This is a genomic window from Granulicatella seriolae (assembly GCF_024543085.1).
Taxonomy (GTDB): domain Bacteria; phylum Bacillota; class Bacilli; order Lactobacillales; family Aerococcaceae; genus Granulicatella; species Granulicatella seriolae.
Window position 1 is genome coordinate 1 of sequence record NZ_JANHNZ010000014.1, and the last position, 18,346, is coordinate 18,346.

Genomic DNA, 18,346 nt, shown 5'->3' on the forward strand with positions numbered 1-18,346 from the left:
TCCTTGGTAGATGGTTTTTTGATAACTCTATTTTACCAATTTGGAGAGGTTCATGCTATTTTTATGGCGTAAAAGTTAGGTATATCAAGGGTTAGACACGCTTTTTTATGTTTCAAGTTTTAGACTAATATTAGAAAAAATTGTGAAAACAAGGTGATTTTTCGGTGTTGTTTCAAATTTTTCAAATAAAATTAACGCTGTAATTGGAAAAATTAGCAGTAAATAGAGAGTCCAGTAAAAATGTTTAAAACCTTCTAATCCTAGAATATAGGTGGGGAATATATGAAAGAGTAGAAAAGGACTAAATCCACCGACAAAGCTTAGAAGTAATACACGTGCATTTTTTCTGAATCGTGAATCTTTAAAGTTTTTATGGTAAATAAGGAAGCAAAGAACAAAACAACAAATGTAACAAGCAAGAAAAGAGAGTGTGTAATAGGATGGGGTACGTAGAAAAAAATAAATTAAAATATCCATGATACCTATAAAGAATTGTATTAAAAGAAAAAAACGGTACTTTGATAAATATTTTTTCTCAAATAGACTAAAAAAGAAAATAATAATAAATAATGGGTACATAGACATTAATATTGTCGAAAAGATATGAGCTAGTGGTATATCGACTAATAAGAGTATTAAAATCCATGAAATAGTGGAGATACAAGTTGAAAAGTATATCATTGTAGTTTTTCCATTGGCGATAATATTGCCATATGTCGCTACTGCTTGTAGTGCAAAGATAAAGAAAAGAGTTGATATACTTCCGTTAGAAGGTTCAATTGTTTGATTGTAAAAAAAGTTTACAAATAAAAGGTAACATACTAGATTTAGAAAAACAAAGAAGCTACTTATATGCCTATGGTGTATCATTTGTTCCTCCTTAATTTAAGATAGTCAGATAAGTTCTTTATTTCTTTAGTTGAATTAGGATATGAAGTGTATAGGTTGTTATATGCTCTTTCGTAATTTAGTTTTGCTAAGTAATTTGAGTACTCTAAAGCGCCAGAATTTATTATTAATAACCTGACATCTTCATATAAACTATTGTTATTTTCGAAAAAATAAGAATTAATCTTTTTGTATGTATCTCTGTTTCTATGTGTTTTATAGGCTTCAATTCCTTTTATAATTGGTAAGGTAGCTTTTCGATTGATTAAGTCATAGGAGGTGTCATTCATGATATCGTTGATATCATTATGTAATTGGCTAGCTGTTGCAAAATGTTTTGCAAAGTCTTTGATTACTAATTTTTCCTCTCTAAGTGCTAATTGTTCAATGGCATTCACTAAAAAAATTGATTTTTTCACGCTAGAATTAAAATAAGACTCTTCTTTTTGTTCAAAACGAATAGTATTGTTCATATCAAAATATTGGTAATATAGGCTCTCTTTTACGTTTTTGAGAAAGGTATTTCTCACATGTTCTCCTTTTATCATATCAGTCAAGGAGAAAAGAGTGTCAAATGCGAAGGTTATACCAAAATGAATTGGTGCACTTAGTTCATTTAGTCTGTGATTATCTTTATCCATAAGATCATCAATAATATCAGTAGCAGCCATAAATAGCTCTATATTTGATGCGAGTGTGTATTCTTCTTGCAAATTTTTTTGTCTTGAGAAGATTTGAGATAATAGTAGATAGAATTCTCCCCAAAGAAAACCTAATTGTTCTTTTTTTTCTAAAAGAGCAAGTAGATAATCTATGTATATTTGAGGAGAATCTAACTCTTCTACTTTTTTCAATGTAGATTTAAAAATATCCATTATTTCCTCCAAGGCCCATCAGTACCGTTAGAAAGTATAAAGCTTTCCTTTATATCTTTATATTCTTTTCTAGATAATTGCTTCTTTAAATCTTCAAAAGATATCATATTATTTTTCAAAGCCAGGATAAATTTCCAAATTTGTTCTTCTGATAATGTGGCATCAACCATTAGTTACCCTTCTTTCTTTATTTTTTGAATAGGAAAATCTTTTTATTATATTTCATGAATTATGGATACAGCATCTTGAGTATAGATTTATTTGATATCGAAATCAAGAGAGCTTTTTCAATCCATTATAACTTCTTCCTAGATACAACCAAAACCAAAATAGACAAAAAATTTATACTTATAGATAAGGACTCTTATATTTTTATAACGTAACAGATAAACATTAGGATTACCATCCGTACATTGTGCAGATTAGAGTTGGTAAAAAATTTCCAAGTCAAACAAAGAATTTCAGGGTACCTCTTTGATTTCCGACCGCTACCTTAGAGTCTCGGAGTAAATAGAAGCGAACCAACAACCACCCTAATTCCCCTTTACACACCCCGCCTTACATGATAGGATTACTATACAAATAGCATTTCAGCGCGCAGGATAGAAGATCTTGCGCTTTTTTACTATAAGAACAATTCATAGAACAAGCCCACAAGGAGGCAAACATGAACCCAGAACAATTTAAACAAGCACTCGAAGAGCACGGCATCACCTTGAGCGAAAAACAGATGAAGCAGTTCGACACCTACTACAAGTTGCTGGTGGAGTGGAATGAAAAGATGAACCTAACCGCCATCACCGAGCAAAACGAGGTCTACCTCAAGCATTTTTACGACTCAGCAACCCTAGGATTGACCAACCCTGAGCTTGAACTGAACCAACTTACCCTCTGTGACGTGGGTTCTGGAGCAGGCTTTCCTAGCATTCCCCTCAAGATCATCTACCCAAACCTGCAAGTAACCATCGTGGACTCCCTCAACAAACGGATTACCTTTTTGAACCATCTAGTTGAAGCGCTAGAACTGGACCAAGTCGAAACCTACCACGCCCGTGCCGAAACCTTTGGGCAAAATCCACAATTCAGAGGGCAATTCGACCTAGTAACCGCCCGTGCCGTTGCCAAATTGAGCGTCTTAAGCGAATTCTGCCTGCCATTGGTTAAAAAAGGCGGACAATTCATCGCCCTAAAAGCTGCCCACACACCAACTGAGCTAGAAGAAGCTAAAGCCGCTATCGCCACACTAGGTGGAAAAATCGAAACTGACCAAGACTTTGACCTACCAGGAGACGGCGGACAAAGACACATCTTGCACATCCGCAAAACCAAAGAAACCCCTAAAAAATACCCAAGAAAACCCGGAATACCTTTGAAGAAACCCTTATGAGAAAATAAAATCGACCCCTAAACGGATAGCTGACTGCTAGAAAGTTTGGAGGTCGATTTGTGTTTATATACGTTCAGGACAGAAAATAGGGTGTTTCAGGATACTTTTTTGAGAATTTTGCATTTTTTACACGTTCAGGAGTGAAAAACGTATGGTTCAGGATACCTTTTTACAAAAATGAGCGTTCAAGATATAAAAAGCTATGGTTCAGGATATACTGCTCCGTACATTAGACAGTCATGTTATGTTTAAAGTTATGTATAATTGAAAGATAATAAGAATCGAATATTTTTTCATATATGATAAAATATTCCCTTTTCCAGCATCTTATGTCATTATAAAAGAGGTGATTCCACAATCAACCAACCAAACCAGAAAAGAGGTGCTATATGATTCATTTAAAGAAGATCAACTTCGCCTATTCAAGCTTTGAACGAAAGGCAGGCTTTTTGGGTGCACTGAGTGATTTCTACTCACGAAAAGTCATCTCCGTAGATGCCCTGAAAAATATCAACTTCGACATTGCAGAAGGGGAGATTGTCGGACTGCTGGGGCCAAATGGTGCTGGAAAAACGACTCTCATTAAGATGATGACAGGTATTTTGTTGCCAACTTCAGGTGACATTTCCTGCAACGGACATTATCCCTATAAGAAGGACAAGGCATTTCTTAAGGATATCGGGGTAGTGCTGGGCCAGAAAAGTCAGCTAATATGGGATTTGCCAGCCCATGAAACCTTGAAGATGCTCAAAGAAATCTATGGCATCCAACAAGAAGAGTTTGACTATAGACTAATGCTCATGTGTGAACTCCTACAGGTCAAAAGCAAGCTGAATACCCCTGTCAGAAAACTGTCGCTAGGGGAACGGGTTAAGTTTGAGATTATCTGTGCCTTAATTCATTCACCAAAAGTCCTATTTTTAGACGAGCCGACAATCGGTTTAGACATCACCAGCCAAAAAGCCATTCGCTCTTTCCTCAAAGAAATCAATGCGACCAACAAGGTAACCATCGTCCTAACCTCACACTACATGCGGGACATTGAAGATGTCTGCAAGCGGGTCATCATCCTTTCAAATGGACAGGTGTCGGATGATGTCACCATTGAAGAGCTCAAGGAAAAATACAACCAAACCAAACTGGTTGAGCTGGTCTTTCGTGACCAAGTTCCCCTAGATTTAGCACCATTTGGCCAGATGGACCCAGATGGTAAGAGCATCGTTATCAAGGAGGAGGACTACCTAAGCCTCCAAACCAAGCTTGAGCCAAAGGATATCCTCTCCATCAACGTCCAAACGGAATCTTTCGAGGACATTATCTACCAACTTTTTTCCAATAGTAGGGCTGAGCTATGAGAAAATACCTAGTCATTATGTTCACGCAATTCTTTGTGCAATTATCTTACAAGTTCGATATCCTAACTCGTCTTTTCAACAGCCTACTCAGTGTCAGTCTTTCACTTTTTGCTTGGAACGCCATCTACCTCAGCTCTAACAACACGGAGATCGGCAGCTACACCCGGTCACAGATGCTGATTTATATTGTGCTAGTCAATATCGGCATGTCCATCTTTTCGCCCGGGATTGTGGTGCGGCTGGGGTCGCTGGTTCGTTCAGGCAAGCTGACCATGCATCTTTTGAGACCCTATTCCTTTTTAGGGGAGTCCTTGGCCAGCTACATGGGCGAACGCTTCATGTCCATCTTGTTTTACTGCTTAATTATTCCGGCAACTCTTTTTATCGGCTACAACGCGTCCTATGCGGCTCTATTGTTATTGCTATTTTTCTGCAACCTAGCCATGTTCTTCCTCATGATCTCCCTAGTCAGCAACCTAGGCTTTTGGCTGATTCAGATGTGGCCGCTACGCCCCGTCATCACCGTAGCCTACTCCCTACTAGGCGGACTATTCTTCCCGCTAAATCTCTTGCCCCAAGAAATTTACCATGCCATCAGCAAGAACCCATTTGCCTTAGTTGGTTACCAATTCGTCTTGGCACTGCAAGGGGAGCTTAGCACTGGGGAAGTGGCGCAAAACCTCTTCTATGCTGTCTTGTGGAGCGTCTTGTTTTACGGGCTCTACAAACTGTCATTTGCCAGAGGGCTTAGAAAATATGAAGGGATGGGTGCTTGATGAGTTTTAAGTTATTGCGAAGATTATACAGCCAGAGCTTGCAAGAGTTTTTGATTGATCGCTACACGGCTTTGCTGACCTTTGTGTTTGGTATCCTCTTCTTTTCATTGGAAGTTATCACCGGTATCATCTTTTTCGAGCACACGGACAACATTATGGGCTGGACTAGGAACGACTACTTGCTCTTGGTGTCCACCGCCTCCTTTATTTCTTTCCTATACCAAACGCTTTTCGTGGCCTCTCATGAGAACCTGACGGAAACCATTATTGAAGGTGAGCTTGACCATATTCTCTTGAAGCCGGTCAACTCCTTCCTATTTTATGCACTCTACCGACTGGACTTCCCTAGTCTCATGAACCTAATCGTTGCCCTCGTGGCACAGATTTATTTCCTCCAGTTTTATGAGTTCACCGTGTGGCAGCTCCTCAGCTTCGCCGTCGTCATTTTGCTAGCCACCTACCTGCTATTCCTGCTAAATCAGCTGGCCGTATCGGTCTCCTTCTGGAAAGAAAAAGCCCGCAGCATCCTAGGCTTGCCCGAATACGTCATGGACTTCGCCTCACGACCGCTAGTCATCTACCCAAGCCCAATCCGCTTCATTTTCACCTGGGTCGTGCCACTAATGATAGGGGTCAACCTACCCGTGCTGGTCATGAAAGGCCAAGCCTACCTAGGCAACCTGCTGTTTTTACTAGTAATTGATGTCCTAGGAACCATTTTGGCTCTTTACGTATGGCGCAAAGGCGTAGACAGATACGTGTCAGCAAACTAATCAGTAAGCTAACTGTGAAAAATGGTGCCTCTAACAGGGAATAACGTGTGTTTATTCTCTGTTGGAGGCTTATTTTTGAGTGGAATTTGTGTCTACCTGGTTTTCGAGTCAATTATGAGAAAAGGCACCAGTTTTGGCTATCTAACGAGGAATAAACACACTTTATTCCTCGTTAAGAGTTGGTTTAGACCTGCTTTTCTAATAATTGGGCTCCAAAAGGCTGTTTTATAAGCAAAACCGACCTGTTTTTTAGTCGATTATGAGAAAAGGCACCAGTTTTGGCTATCTAACGAGGAATAAATGCACTTTATTCCTCGTTAGACACTAGAACTCAGCTCGTTTTCTCATAATCCTTCCTTTATAGAATTTTTTAAAAGCCCAACCCGTCCAAAAGGAAACGAATTATGAGAAACCCTATCAAATCTAGCATATTTACTGGGAGTAGAGCAGTTCTACTCCCAGTAAATCACTGAATAAGTAGTTCATTTCTCATAATTCGTAAGAATACTTATCCAAATTGCCAATATATCAGGATAATCAGTAGAATTATGAGAAACCCTATCAAATCTAGCATATTTACTGGGAGTAGAGCAGTTCTACTCCCAGTAAATCACTGAATCAGTACTTCTTTTCTCATAATTCGCAAAAACACTTATCTAATTTACTAATAAAGTCAGATAATCAGTAGAATTATGAGAAAATCTATCTAATCTGGCCTATTTACTGGGAGTAGAGCAGTTCTACTCCCAGTAAACCACCCAATTCGCACTACTTTTCTCATAATCTTCTCTCAAAGAGAACTTAGGCACATTCAAATAGCCATTTCCCACCCCAAAACCTGTGCTATTATCTGACTAACTTAGCCATCGCAACCTTCCGACAGCGCCCACAACCACTTCCCTGCTCACTTAAGTGATAATCACTACTCAAGTGAGCTTTTTTTTGTTACAATAGGACATGTATAAGCTCGAACCATAAACCGTCGAGCCTTAGAACAGAGTCAATAAATACGAGCGAGAAATGGACACATTTTGTAGACATGCGTAAGGGAATAGGCGCAAAAGTCTATTCCCTATTTTTCATTAGAAAAAGTGCGCAGACAAGACATTAATTGGAGGAAAATCATGGGCCGAATCATATCAGTCGCCAATCAAAAAGGTGGCGTAGGAAAAACAACAACAACAGTCAGTCTGGGTGCTTGTTTAGCATTCTTGGGGTCAAAAGTCCTAATCGTGGACAGCGACCCACAAGGAAATGCGACCAGTGGCTTGGGCGTGCAAAAAGCCGAGCTAACCAAAGATATTTATGACGTATTGGTAAATGGAACCCCCGTAGCAGATGTCATTGTACCAACCAGTAGGGAAAACCTAATGATGGTCCCTTCGACCATCCAATTGGCAGGTGCTGAAATTGAATTAACCAACCAACCTCGTCGTGAGCAACGACTCAAAGAAGCCATTGAATTGGTGCGGGATGACTATGATTACATTTTCATTGATTGTCCGCCATCTTTGGGACACCTGACCATGAACGCATTTACCGCTAGTGACACGGTTTTGATCCCGGTTCAATGCGAGTACTATGCTTTGGAAGGCTTGTCTCAGTTGATGAACACTATCACCATGGTGCGCAAACACTTTAACCCCCGCCTAAAAATCGAGGGCGTGCTCTTGACCATGTACGATGCTCGGACCAATCTAGGTTCAGAAGTAAAAGACGATGTTATCAAATATTTCCACGAAAAAGTATACAAAACTATTATTCCGCGAAATGTACGACTATCAGAGGCGCCAAGTTATGGGCAGGCTATCGTTGACTACGATCCACGCTCAAGAGGGGCGGAAGTCTACATTGAGTTGGCAAAAGAGGTGCTAGCAATTGGCTAAACATTCAAAAGGACTTGGGCGTGGCATCGATGCGCTCTTTATTAACACGGACTTTGAAGACTTCGACAAAGCCAAAGAAATCGACGTCACCAACGAGCAAGTCAAAGAATTAAAGATTGACGACATCAGACCCAATCCCTACCAACCAAGAAAAACCTTCAACGATGAAAGCTTATCAGAATTGGCAGATTCCATCCGCATTAGTGGCGTTTTCCAGCCCATTATCGTGCGGGAATCCAAGATTAAAGGCTATGAATTAATCGCTGGGGAACGCCGTTTGCGTGCTTCCAAGTTGGCAGGTAAGGAAACCATCCCAGCCATTATCCGAGATTACGCTGAAGAAACCATGATTCAGATTGCGGTCATCGAGAACCTGCAACGAGAAGACCTCAGCCCTATCGACGAAGCCATGGCCTATCAAACGCTGATGGACCATTTGCAATTAAACCAAGAACAAGTCGCCGAACGAGTAGGCAAGAGCCGCCCATATGTGGCCAACTACCTACGCCTATTGAACCTGCCCCTAGCCCTCCAGGAAATGGTGCAGTCAAAGGCCTTGTCTTCCGGACACGCCCGAACTTTACTAGGCTTAAAAGACGAACGCCAAATGGTCGAACTAGCCAAACTAGTTGTACAAGAAGGCATGACAGTCAGAGCCTTGGAAGAACGAGTACAAGTCCTCAACCAACCCCTCGTTAAAAAAGAAAAAACCAAAAAAACAAAACCCGCCAAACCACTCTACATCACAGAATCCGAAGAACGTCTCATGGACAAATTCGGCACCTCCGTACAAATCGTAGAAAAAGGCGAACGAGGCAAAATCGAAATCGAATACCTCTCCCAAAAAGATCTAACAAGAATATTAGACGAGCTGGAAATAGAAATCTAAGAAACAAGGTGTGAGAGAAGGCGTCTAGAGGTGACAGAATTTTAGGGAATTTTACGAAAGCCTCAAAGAGGCTGTAGAAAATTCATCTAAATTCCGAACCTCTGCCAACTCGAACCAAATTAAACAAGGTGTGAGAGAAGGCGTCTAGAGGTGACAGAATTTTAGGGAATTTTACGAAAGCCCCAAAGAGGCTGTATAAAATTCATCTAAATTCCTGAACCTAATTATAAAAGTATGAAAACCCAATCCCAGCACAACAAAAGTTAGAACCCAATCTCTAACCTATACCAAGCACCAGAGAGCCCTACCCCAGCTGCCCCACGGTAGAACGGTGCAAAGCATAGCCGATTTACAGCCACGTAGACAGCTAAGCCGGAAGACCAAGGCTTACGGTGGTGCCACCATTCTACCGTGGGGCAGCTGGGGTGGGGCTCTCCCTAATAAGTAAGCAACACCATTTCACCACCCACAAGGAGGACAAAACATGGCAGTGCAAAACTATGACCTAAACGACATCGTGGAGATGAAAAAACCACATGCGTGCCAAACAAACTCATGGCAGATCATCCGAATGGGCATGGATATCCGTATCAAATGCCAAAACTGTGGCCAAATGGTTCTCATGCCACGACGAGAATTTGAACGCAAGATGAAAAAAATCACCCATAAACATGAAGCTGACCAGTAAGCAGCACATAACTAGCAGTACATAAATAAAAGTAACCAAAAGCTAACCAGAAACCAAGAAAGAGTGTGAAGAAAACATGGCATTAACAGCAGGAATTGTAGGCTTACCAAACGTAGGAAAGTCGACCTTATTTAACGCAATTACCAAAGCGGGAGTGGAAGCAGCAAACTATCCTTTCGCAACCATCGACCCAAACGTGGGAGTCGTGGAAGTTCCCGACCAACGTCTCCAAAAACTAACCGAATTGGTTAAACCGAAAAAAACAGTTCCGACTACCTTTGAATTTACCGACATAGCTGGTATCGTCAAAGGGGCAAGCCGTGGTGAAGGACTGGGGAATAAGTTCCTCAGCCATATCCGTGAAGTGGATGCCATTTGTCATGTGGTTCGTTGTTTTGAAGATGAAAACATTACCCACGTTAGCGGCAATGTGGACCCAATCGCCGATATTGAAACCATCAACCTAGAGCTAGTTCTGGCTGACTTGGAATCTATCGACAAACGTATCGCCAGAGTAGCAAAGATTGCCCGCACCAAGGACAAGGATGCTCTTGCGGAATTGGAAGTGATGGAAAAGATTAAACCCGTTTTAGAAGAGGGCAAATCTGCTCGTTCCATCGAATTCAGCGAAGACGAGCTGCCTATCGTCAAAAGTTTATTCCTCCTAACCACTAAGCCTGTTCTCTACATCGCCAACATTTCCGAGGATGATGTTATGAACGGCGGCACCAACGACCATGTCAAGGCGGTGGAAGAATTTGCTGCCAGTGAAAATGCGGAAGTGGTGACCATTTGTGCGCGTGTGGAAGAGGAAGTGGCGGAACTAGAAGAGGACGAGAAGCAAGCCTTCCTAGAGGAAATGGGGATTGCCCAATCTGGATTGGATATCCTGATTCAAAAAGCTTATTACCTACTAGGCTTGGCGACCTACTTTACAGCTGGTGAGCAAGAAGTTCGGGCTTGGACCTTCCGTCAAGGTATGAAAGCTCCACAAGCAGCTGGGATTATCCATTCTGACTTTGAACGAGGCTTCATCCGTGCCGAAACGGTTGCCTATGATGACCTTTTGAACTACGGCAGTATGTTAGCCGCTAAGGAAAACGGAAAAGTTCGCCAAGAAGGCAAGGAATATATCGTCCAAGACGGCGATGTTATGCTCTTCAGATTCAACGTATAGACGTCAAGCAAGTTTGTAAAACTCATTAGGAGGAATAACCGTGGCAAATCAAAATCAGCTATCACTAGAGGATTTAAAGAAAGAAAATGACGCATTAAAAGCGCAACTAACCAATAAAAACGAACAATACATCATGCAGTTGGACCGGGTCTTGCGGGCCTCTAACTATGGGGAGCTTGAAAGAGAAAAAGCCTATGCTAGCATGTTGCCAGAGATTGTCAGCCAGCAAAAATCAGGAGTAACGGCACGCCAATTATTTGGCACTGTTTCTCAAAAGGCTGACGACATCATGAATGGCAAAGCAAAAGCCAACAATGGTCGCTCTTCAGACGCCTTAATCTGGCTAGACGGATCTCTCTTGTTGGGAGCCATTTTCGCCTTGATGTCAGGGGTGTCAGGTTACTTAAACCCAGCACAAGCTCAAGGAATGGGCATCGTGACCCTAATCATCAACTTTATTATTGGTGGTGGGATTCTACTTCTATTATCCAAATACATGCCTGACTACTCCAAACCAAAAGGCCAAAGAGGGTATTGGCGCTATTTCGGAGTCAGCATTGCGGCTATGCTTGTCTGGCTTATTGTCGTAATTGGCTCACAAACAGCCGTCCCAGCTAACATCAATATCAGCCTAGCGTCACCAGTCTACCTCGTTATCGGTGCAGCCTCATTTGGACTCAGATGGTACCTAAGAAGAACATTGAACATTACAGGAACTCTATTCTAGACACAGTTGTGAAAGGGAGTTTGAGCTATGAAAAAAAATAGATGGATAATGATGTTAGGATTTCTATTGGGATTCATCACCTTGAACGTGGTCACCGCCAGCTCGGTTTACGCTGATCTTAATATCGGTGACTACACCGTAGACGCAACCGTCAAGGAAAATGGTGACGTTGACTTTGTTGAGCAGGTTACCTTTGAAGCGAACAGCGACTATAATGGTGTCTACTACAATCTGGATATTTCTCAAGTGAATCAACCAACCAATGTGGCGGTATCCCTCTTTGTCAATGGGCAAGAAGAAGCATTAACGGAGTCCACCAGTGGTGACAAGAACACCTATGAGCTGACCCAAAATAATGACCAGCTCAGCTACAAGATTTACCATCCATTTGAAGAATCTAGTATCACGGTCAAGTTTAGCTATACCTTGCCGTCTTTTATCATCAACTACTTAGATACGGCGGAGTTTAATCGTAAGGTTGTCGGAACTGCTTGGGAGATTAACCAATCCAATGTTCGTTTCACTTTGCACCTGCCGGGTAAGGCGGATTATGACAGCTTGCGGGCTTGGGGACATGGAAATGAAACGGGTCTGGTCGAGATTGGGCAGGACTATTCCTCAGTCACTTTGACCGTTCCCACTAATTATGCGGGCGACTTTGTTGAAGCCCACGTCATTTTTCCGACTAGCTTAACCCCAGCCAACACCAATGTCGTAAATCGAAATGCCAAAGAAGAGATTATTGCTGCAGAAGAGGACTTGATTATTAAAAAAGAAGAAGATGCTGCAGCAGTTGCCAAACGCATTAACATCTATAATATGTTGGGCTTTATAGGCCTGATTCCACTAGGATTTTCTATGGTGCTAGCCTATGTCAAAGGACTCAAGGCCAGTAAAGAGCGCCTTTCCAGTGTGCCCTATGTCCCAGACCATTTATTCGAAATCCCTGAGGACCTATCGCCTGCTGTCATGACCTATGCCATCTACGGGAGCTACCCGGATACAGATGATATCAGCGCCACCATCATGGACCTCGTTCGTAAAGGAGCTTTATCCATATCAGACGGTGAACCCTACACCATAACCGTGAAAAATGACAAGGTCCCTTTGTTAGAGCATGAATTGTTCCTTATGAATTTCTTGATGGGAACAGTTGGTGACGGACACCAGTTAGTGCTGAAAGATTTGCAAGGCTATGCTAAAACGCATGCCAAAACCTATGTCAATGAAATCGAAAGATGGAAATCAAGAGTAATCATGCAAAGCGTAGACTATCAAAACAGAGTCGGAAAGCCTGTTAAGAGTGATCCATTAGTCTTTATAGCGATTATCATTAGCTTTGTCATCTTGGGGTTATCGATAGGACTTCTCTTCCTTACCCGATTCAGTCTACAAAGCTTTATCGTTTTGGGTCTCGCAATAGTCGGATTTATCGCGACCATGACACTAAGTTCTGTTGGTGTAAACAATCGTACCATTGCAGCAGAATACGACTTCCGCAAATGGCAAGCCTTTAAACAGATGCTCAAGGACATCTCCAACATCGACCTGGCAGAAGTGCCATCGATTATTATCTGGGACCACATTTTGGTCTACGCCATCTCCATGGGCTTGGCTGACAAGGTCATTAAGGCGCTAGGAAAACTCATCCCAGACCTCCTAAAAGACAGTGCCTTCTACTCTCAAACCAACGGCTGGCAAATGGCCTCTTACTACACGCTTTTGAATTCTAACTTTAGCAAAGCCTACTCCAGAGCAGACGCCATAGCTCACCCCGCTAATAGCGGTGGTCATGGCGGTGGCTTCAGTGGTGGCTCATCAGGCGGTTCAGGCGGCGGTTCAGGTGGCGGCGGCTTCTAGATAAAACGTAGGAAAAGGGCTGAGCAAAAAGTCTGTAATAAAATAAAAAATTTCTAAATCATAAAAGAGTTCCCCAGAAATCTATCAGAAATGGAAACGGTGGCACCGCCATGAGCCTATGTCTCACTGGCTTAGCTGTCTACGTGGCTGTAAATCGGCTGAAGCCGAAACATCCACTGTGCGTCAGCTATGCTGTAACACCGTTATTTCGGATAGATTTCTGGGGAACTCTTTTATTTGGTTACCTTTTGGACTTTTTGCCCAATCCCTCGGAAACTTCTCAACAAGGTAAAGTTTTCTCATAATTCGTTTCCTTTTAAACGGTCTAAGCCCTTAAAAGACTTTATGAAGGAGGGATTATGAGAAAAAGAGCTGCCAACACGTTAATGCTTAGGATTAGAGGCGTTCCATTCCCAGTTAAGAGCCAAAACTAGTTCCTTTTCTCAAAATCCATCAAAAAATAGCAAAAAAGCCATAAGAAAGAGCTCAAACAATGAGTAATTATGAGAAAGACACTTGAAAACAGAGCTCTAACGAGGAATAAACGACTTTTATTCCTCGTTAGAGAGCTAAAAATGCTTCCTTTTCTCATAATCGACTTCAAAATAGGCAATAAAGCACTAAAAAGAGCCCATTTACTAACGAATTATGAGAAAACTACTCAAAATCATGCATCTAACGAGGAATAAATCACTTTTATTCCTCGTTAGAGTGCCAAAAACGTTTCTTTTTCTCATAAACACACTCAAAACAGACCATATACCACTAAAAAGAGCCCATTTACTAACGAATTATGAGAAAACTACCCAAAATCAATCCTCTAACGAGGAATAAATCACTTTTATTCCTCGTTAGAGAGCCAAAAATGTTTCCTTTTCTCATAAACACACTCAAAACAGACCGTATCCCTCTAAAAAAGGTTCTTTTACTAGTGAATAATGAGAAAATTACTCAAAATCAAGTACCTAACGAGGAATAAAAGTACTTTATTCCTCGTTAGCAAGTCAAAAACGGCTCCTTTTCTCATAATCACCTTACAAAGAGCTTATATTTACCAAAAGGAGCCAAGTCAGAGCAAAAAGTCCTTAGTATGACAAAATAAAAAATTCCCGAAACATCTATCAGAAATAGCGGGGCCACTATTTTGCTTTCTGATAAAGTGTTTCGGGAATTCTTTTGTGATTTAGAAAAAATGCTATTGATAAGGACTTTTTCTCAAACTCGATTCATATAGCTTAAGAAATCGAATAGTTCGGCGCTTCCTTAGTAATTTGCACGTCATGTGGGTGGGATTCTCTTAATCCGGCACCGGTCATGCGGATGAACTGTGCGTTTTCACGGAGGTCTTCTAGGTTAGCGGCGCCGACATAGCCCATACCGGAACGCAGGCCACCAATCATTTGGAAGATGATGTCTTGGGCGCTTCCTTTGTAGGCAACGCGGCCTTCGATTCCTTCAGGGACCATCTTGTTGGCTTCGTTTTTGGATTGGAAATAACGGTCGCTTGAGCCTTTTTCCATAGCGGCTAGGCTGCCCATGCCACGGTAGGTTTTGAAGCGGCGTCCTTGGAAAATCTCGAACTCGCCCGGAGATTCATCGGTTCCAGCCAGCATACTTCCTAGCATCACCACATGTCCACCAGCTGCTAATGCCTTAACGATATCGCCAGAATACTTGATTCCGCCGTCCGCAATGATGGCCTTGCCAAACTCACGAGCCACACTTGCCGCATCATAAATGGCGGTAATCTGAGGAACACCGACACCAGCTACGACACGAGTGGTACAGATAGAACCTGGTCCGATACCAACTTTGACCACGTCAACGCCAACTTCAAATAAGGCACGAGTTGCTTCACCAGTCGCCACATTTCCAGCGATTAGGGTTGCTTGAGGGAACTGTTGGCGGATTTCCTTGATCTTACGAATAACGCCGGCACTATGTCCATGAGCAGTATCGATAACGATAGCATCAACTCCAGCTTCTAAAAGAGCGCTGGCCCGTTCAAATGTATCGGAAGTAATGCCGACAGCCGCTGCAACTAGCAGGCGACCATGCTCATCTTTGGCAGAATTAGGGAACTCGATCACTTTTTCAATATCCTTAATGGTAATCAAGCCAGCCAAACGACCTTCTGCGTCAACTAGCGGTAATTTTTCAATCTTGTGTTGTTGCAAAGCAGCTTCCGCCTCTTTCAAGGACGTGCCAACCGGTGCTGTCACCAAGTTTTCTTTGGTCATAACGCTTGAGATTGGGATATTGTAATCCGAAATAAAACGCAAGTCTCTATTGGTCAGGATGCCAACTAGGAGGCGGTTTTCCATGGTTTCAACGATAGGAACGCCACTGATACGGTAGCGCGACATCAAGTCTTCGGCGTCTTGAACCAAGTGCTCAGGGGTTAGGAAAAATGGATTGATAATAACGCCGCTCTCAGAACGTTTCACCTTATGGACTTCTTCAGCCTGTTCTTGAATGCTCATATTCTTATGAATAACGCCCAAACCACCCTGACGAGCCAGCGCAATCGCCATAGTCGAATCCGTAACGGTATCCATACTAGCGGACATAATCGGGATATTTAACCGGATATTTTCAGCCAATTGAACGTGTAAATCAACATCATTTGGTAGGACGTGACTTTCTGCTGGAATTAGTAATACATCGTCAAATGTGAAGCCTTCTTTTTGGAATTTGGTATTCCAATGGGACATGTGACAACCTCCTTAGATTTATATTTTTATCCACTAGCATACCACGAAATCACCAAAAATCAAGGGACAAGACCCATTTCTAGTGAAATTCTAATCTAGTGACAGAGAAATGACTATCTTATAGGAAATAAGTTGTCAAAGTAACTTGACAAAAGAGTTTTTGGGCAAGGTGGGCAGAAATAACGGTGCAAAGCATAGCTGATGCACAGTGGATGTTTCGGCTTCAGCCGATTACAGCCACGTAGACAGCTAAGCCGTGAGACCAAGGCTCACGGCGGTGCCACCGTTCTCATTTCTGATAAGGTTTTCGCAAAACTCTTTTGTGCCTTAGAAACACCTAAAAGTTAAGTAATTTTCAAGAATTAAGCAAAGAAGTGGACTGTTTGCCTACTTCTGCTATGATAATGGAGAAATGAAAAAGAGAAAGTAGGGAGCTATATGAAAGTATTAGTTGTCGATGACGACCGCGAAATTGTAGAACTGTTAACCATTTACCTGAAGAATGAAGGCTATGAGATTGTCAAAGCCTATGATGGCAAGCAAGCCCTTGAAAAGGTGCGCCAATATGAAGATATCGGATTGATTATTCTGGACATTATGATGCCTCGCTTAGATGGAATCTCCGTCGTCCACGAAATCCGCAAAGAAAACCAACAGTTGCCTATCCTTATGTTGAGTGCTAAATCCACCGACATGGATAAAATCCAAGGACTAACAACCGGTGCGGACGACTATGTCACCAAACCCTTCAACCCCTTGGAAATCGTAGCCCGCGTCAAATCCTTAATCCGCCGTTCGACCATTAAACAAGAAGAAACGACAGCCGAGGAAATTGAAGTTGGCCCACTTATCATCAAGAAAGATTCCCACCAAGTTTTAACGGTTACCGGAAAAGAAATCCAATTAACCGTTCTAGAATTTGGTATCCTGCACCTCTTGGCTAGTCACCCAAACCGTGTTTATAGTGCCGATGAGATTTTTGAGACCGTTTGGCAGCAGGAAAGCATTGTGTCCACCAAGACCGTTATGGTTCACGTTAGCCATTTGCGTGATAAGATTGGTGAGGCTACTGGTGGCGACAAGGTTATCGAAACCGTATGGGGAGTTGGCTATAAGATTGATGCCTAAGACGCAAGCAAGAAAAAAGGAAACTGACACGACAGAAATGCTAAAACTCAGTCCCAGAGAATACGGCGAACTGGTCTTAGAGGGCTTTATCACCCTAACCATCGTCTTTATTCTCTACTTGGGGGTCTGGTTCATCCTAGATACCATGCTGGATTCACCCTTCCTCCTACAAACCTCCAGCGACAGCCTCAGAGAAACTTGGAACATCCAACCCGAGTCCGTCGAGTTCTACAAAACTATCTACACCTGGCTAGCTGCCGCCTTTGCCATCGCCTTCACCTATTGGCGCCTAATCAGACGCTACCGCCAGATGCAACTCTATCACGTCCTAGACGAACTGCATAAGATTGCAAATGGGAACTACCCCATGCGTATCCCTTTCCACCTAGGAGGCGATATGGGAAAAGTAGTCACCAGTATTAACCGCTTGGTAGACTCCACCGTGGCAGCCATGGAAGAAGAACGGCGCATCGAAAAATCCAAGGACGAGCTCATCACCAATGTCTCCCACGACATTCGGACACCGCTCACCTCCATTATTGGCTACCTCGGACTAGTCACCAACGGCCCTTACCAAGTCGATGATGACGCCAAACGCTACGCAACCATCGCCTTCAACAAGGCACAGCAGATGAAAACCCTAGTCGATAACCTCTTCGAGTACACCACCATGCGCCCTAACGGAGTCCCTCTGCGTCTAAGTGAGATCCCAATCGGAAACTTCCTAGAGCAAATCGCTGCCAACTTCGAGTTAGAAGCCCAAAAGAAAGAAATGACTATCGAAGTTCAGCCCATCGACCCCAACATTATCCTAGAAATAGATGCCGAAAAGATGGTGCGGGTGATCAATAACCTCCTATCTAATGCCATCAAATACGGACAAAAAGGTCGTAATATTAGTATCGAAGCCCAAGAAGAAGAGGGCATCATCAAGATAAACGTCAGCAACTACGGCGACACTATCCCACCAGAAGTCCTCAGACGACTCTTCCACCGCTTCTACCGCCTAGAAGAATCCCGCTCCAAAGAAACAGGAGGAACAGGACTAGGATTAGCCATCTCAGAAAACATCGTCCGCATGCACGGAGGCATTATCTATGCCGAGTCACAAGACGGATTGACTAGCTTTATCGTGTGCCTGCCATCGGATAACCATTTGGCGATACCAGCTAAGAAATAAAAAAACAAGTCTTGAAATACAGGAACGTATGTTCTAAAATATA

The 18,346-nt window shown here is 42.5% G+C and carries 15 protein-coding genes; 12 read left to right on the plus strand and 3 right to left on the minus strand.

Features of this window, described 5'->3' with window-relative positions; translation table 11 throughout:
• Nucleotides 1-866 precede the first annotated feature (866 nt).
• Entirely contained in the window at nucleotides 867-1,763 is an 897-nt protein-coding gene (locus NPA36_RS09510) for a polyprenyl synthetase family protein (protein WP_256945892.1), read from the minus strand.
• Nucleotides 1,763-1,933: a hypothetical protein gene (locus tag NPA36_RS09515; protein WP_256945893.1), complete on the minus strand. Its 171-nt coding sequence runs from the start codon at nucleotides 1,931-1,933 to the stop codon at nucleotides 1,763-1,765. Before NPA36_RS09515 ends, NPA36_RS09510 begins: the two co-directional genes overlap by 1 nt.
• 497 nt (nucleotides 1,934-2,430) lie before the next feature.
• Here NPA36_RS09515 and rsmG point away from each other — a divergent pair, with 497 nt between their 5' ends.
• From rsmG to NPA36_RS09565, 10 genes are all read left to right on the plus strand, one after another.
• The gene (gene rsmG, locus NPA36_RS09520; RefSeq protein WP_256945894.1) at nucleotides 2,431-3,150 is read left to right on the plus strand and encodes a 16S rRNA (guanine(527)-N(7))-methyltransferase RsmG; all 720 of its coding nucleotides are present in this window, start codon (nucleotides 2,431-2,433) and stop codon (nucleotides 3,148-3,150) included.
• Between the two features lie 389 nt (nucleotides 3,151-3,539).
• The gene (locus NPA36_RS09525; RefSeq protein ID WP_256945895.1) at nucleotides 3,540-4,505 is read left to right on the plus strand and encodes an ABC transporter ATP-binding protein; all 966 of its coding nucleotides are present in this window, start codon (nucleotides 3,540-3,542) and stop codon (nucleotides 4,503-4,505) included.
• A 17-nt stretch (nucleotides 4,506-4,522) separates the two neighbouring features.
• Entirely contained in the window at nucleotides 4,523-5,281 is a 759-nt protein-coding gene (locus NPA36_RS09530; protein WP_256945923.1) for an ABC-2 family transporter protein, read from the plus strand.
• Complete coding sequence (locus NPA36_RS09535; protein ID WP_256945896.1) at nucleotides 5,281-6,054, plus strand: ABC transporter permease; 774 nt, start codon at nucleotides 5,281-5,283, stop codon at nucleotides 6,052-6,054. Before NPA36_RS09530 ends, NPA36_RS09535 begins: the two co-directional genes overlap by 1 nt.
• A 1,124-nt stretch (nucleotides 6,055-7,178) precedes the next feature.
• Nucleotides 7,179-7,940: a ParA family protein gene (locus NPA36_RS09540; RefSeq protein WP_256945897.1), complete on the plus strand. Its 762-nt coding sequence runs from the start codon at nucleotides 7,179-7,181 to the stop codon at nucleotides 7,938-7,940.
• Nucleotides 7,933-8,829, plus strand: coding sequence for a ParB/RepB/Spo0J family partition protein (locus NPA36_RS09545; RefSeq protein WP_256945898.1), 897 nt, complete (start codon nucleotides 7,933-7,935; stop codon nucleotides 8,827-8,829). The genes NPA36_RS09540 and NPA36_RS09545 overlap by 8 nt, the downstream gene beginning before the upstream one ends.
• 484 nt (nucleotides 8,830-9,313) lie before the next feature.
• A complete protein-coding gene (locus NPA36_RS09550; RefSeq protein WP_256945899.1) occupies nucleotides 9,314-9,517 on the plus strand; it encodes a DUF951 domain-containing protein in 204 nt (67 codons plus the stop codon).
• 76 nt (nucleotides 9,518-9,593) lie between these two features.
• Complete coding sequence (ychF, locus tag NPA36_RS09555; protein ID WP_256945900.1) at nucleotides 9,594-10,694, plus strand: redox-regulated ATPase YchF; 1,101 nt, start codon at nucleotides 9,594-9,596, stop codon at nucleotides 10,692-10,694.
• 40 nt (nucleotides 10,695-10,734) lie between these two features.
• On the plus strand, nucleotides 10,735-11,421 hold the full coding sequence (locus NPA36_RS09560; RefSeq protein ID WP_256945901.1) for a DUF1129 domain-containing protein: 687 nt from the start codon (nucleotides 10,735-10,737) through the stop codon (nucleotides 11,419-11,421).
• A gap of 27 nt (nucleotides 11,422-11,448) precedes the next feature.
• Nucleotides 11,449-13,281 carry a DUF2207 domain-containing protein gene (locus NPA36_RS09565; RefSeq protein ID WP_256945902.1) on the plus strand — a complete coding sequence of 611 codons (1,833 nt, stop codon included), beginning with the start codon at nucleotides 11,449-11,451 and terminating at the stop codon, nucleotides 13,279-13,281.
• A 1,235-nt stretch (nucleotides 13,282-14,516) separates the two neighbouring features.
• Here NPA36_RS09565 and guaB read toward each other — a convergent pair.
• Complete coding sequence (gene guaB, locus NPA36_RS09570) at nucleotides 14,517-15,995, minus strand: IMP dehydrogenase (RefSeq protein ID WP_256945903.1); 1,479 nt, start codon at nucleotides 15,993-15,995, stop codon at nucleotides 14,517-14,519.
• A 438-nt stretch (nucleotides 15,996-16,433) separates the two neighbouring features.
• Between guaB and NPA36_RS09575 the strand changes: the two genes are divergently transcribed.
• Together NPA36_RS09575 and NPA36_RS09580 are read left to right on the plus strand one after the other, a co-directional pair.
• Nucleotides 16,434-17,123, plus strand: a complete 690-nt coding sequence (locus NPA36_RS09575; protein ID WP_256945904.1) for a response regulator transcription factor — start codon at nucleotides 16,434-16,436, stop codon at nucleotides 17,121-17,123.
• Nucleotides 17,116-18,303, plus strand: a complete 1,188-nt coding sequence (locus NPA36_RS09580; RefSeq protein ID WP_256945905.1) for a sensor histidine kinase — start codon at nucleotides 17,116-17,118, stop codon at nucleotides 18,301-18,303. The genes NPA36_RS09575 and NPA36_RS09580 overlap by 8 nt, the downstream gene beginning before the upstream one ends.
• Nucleotides 18,304-18,346 lie beyond the last annotated feature (43 nt).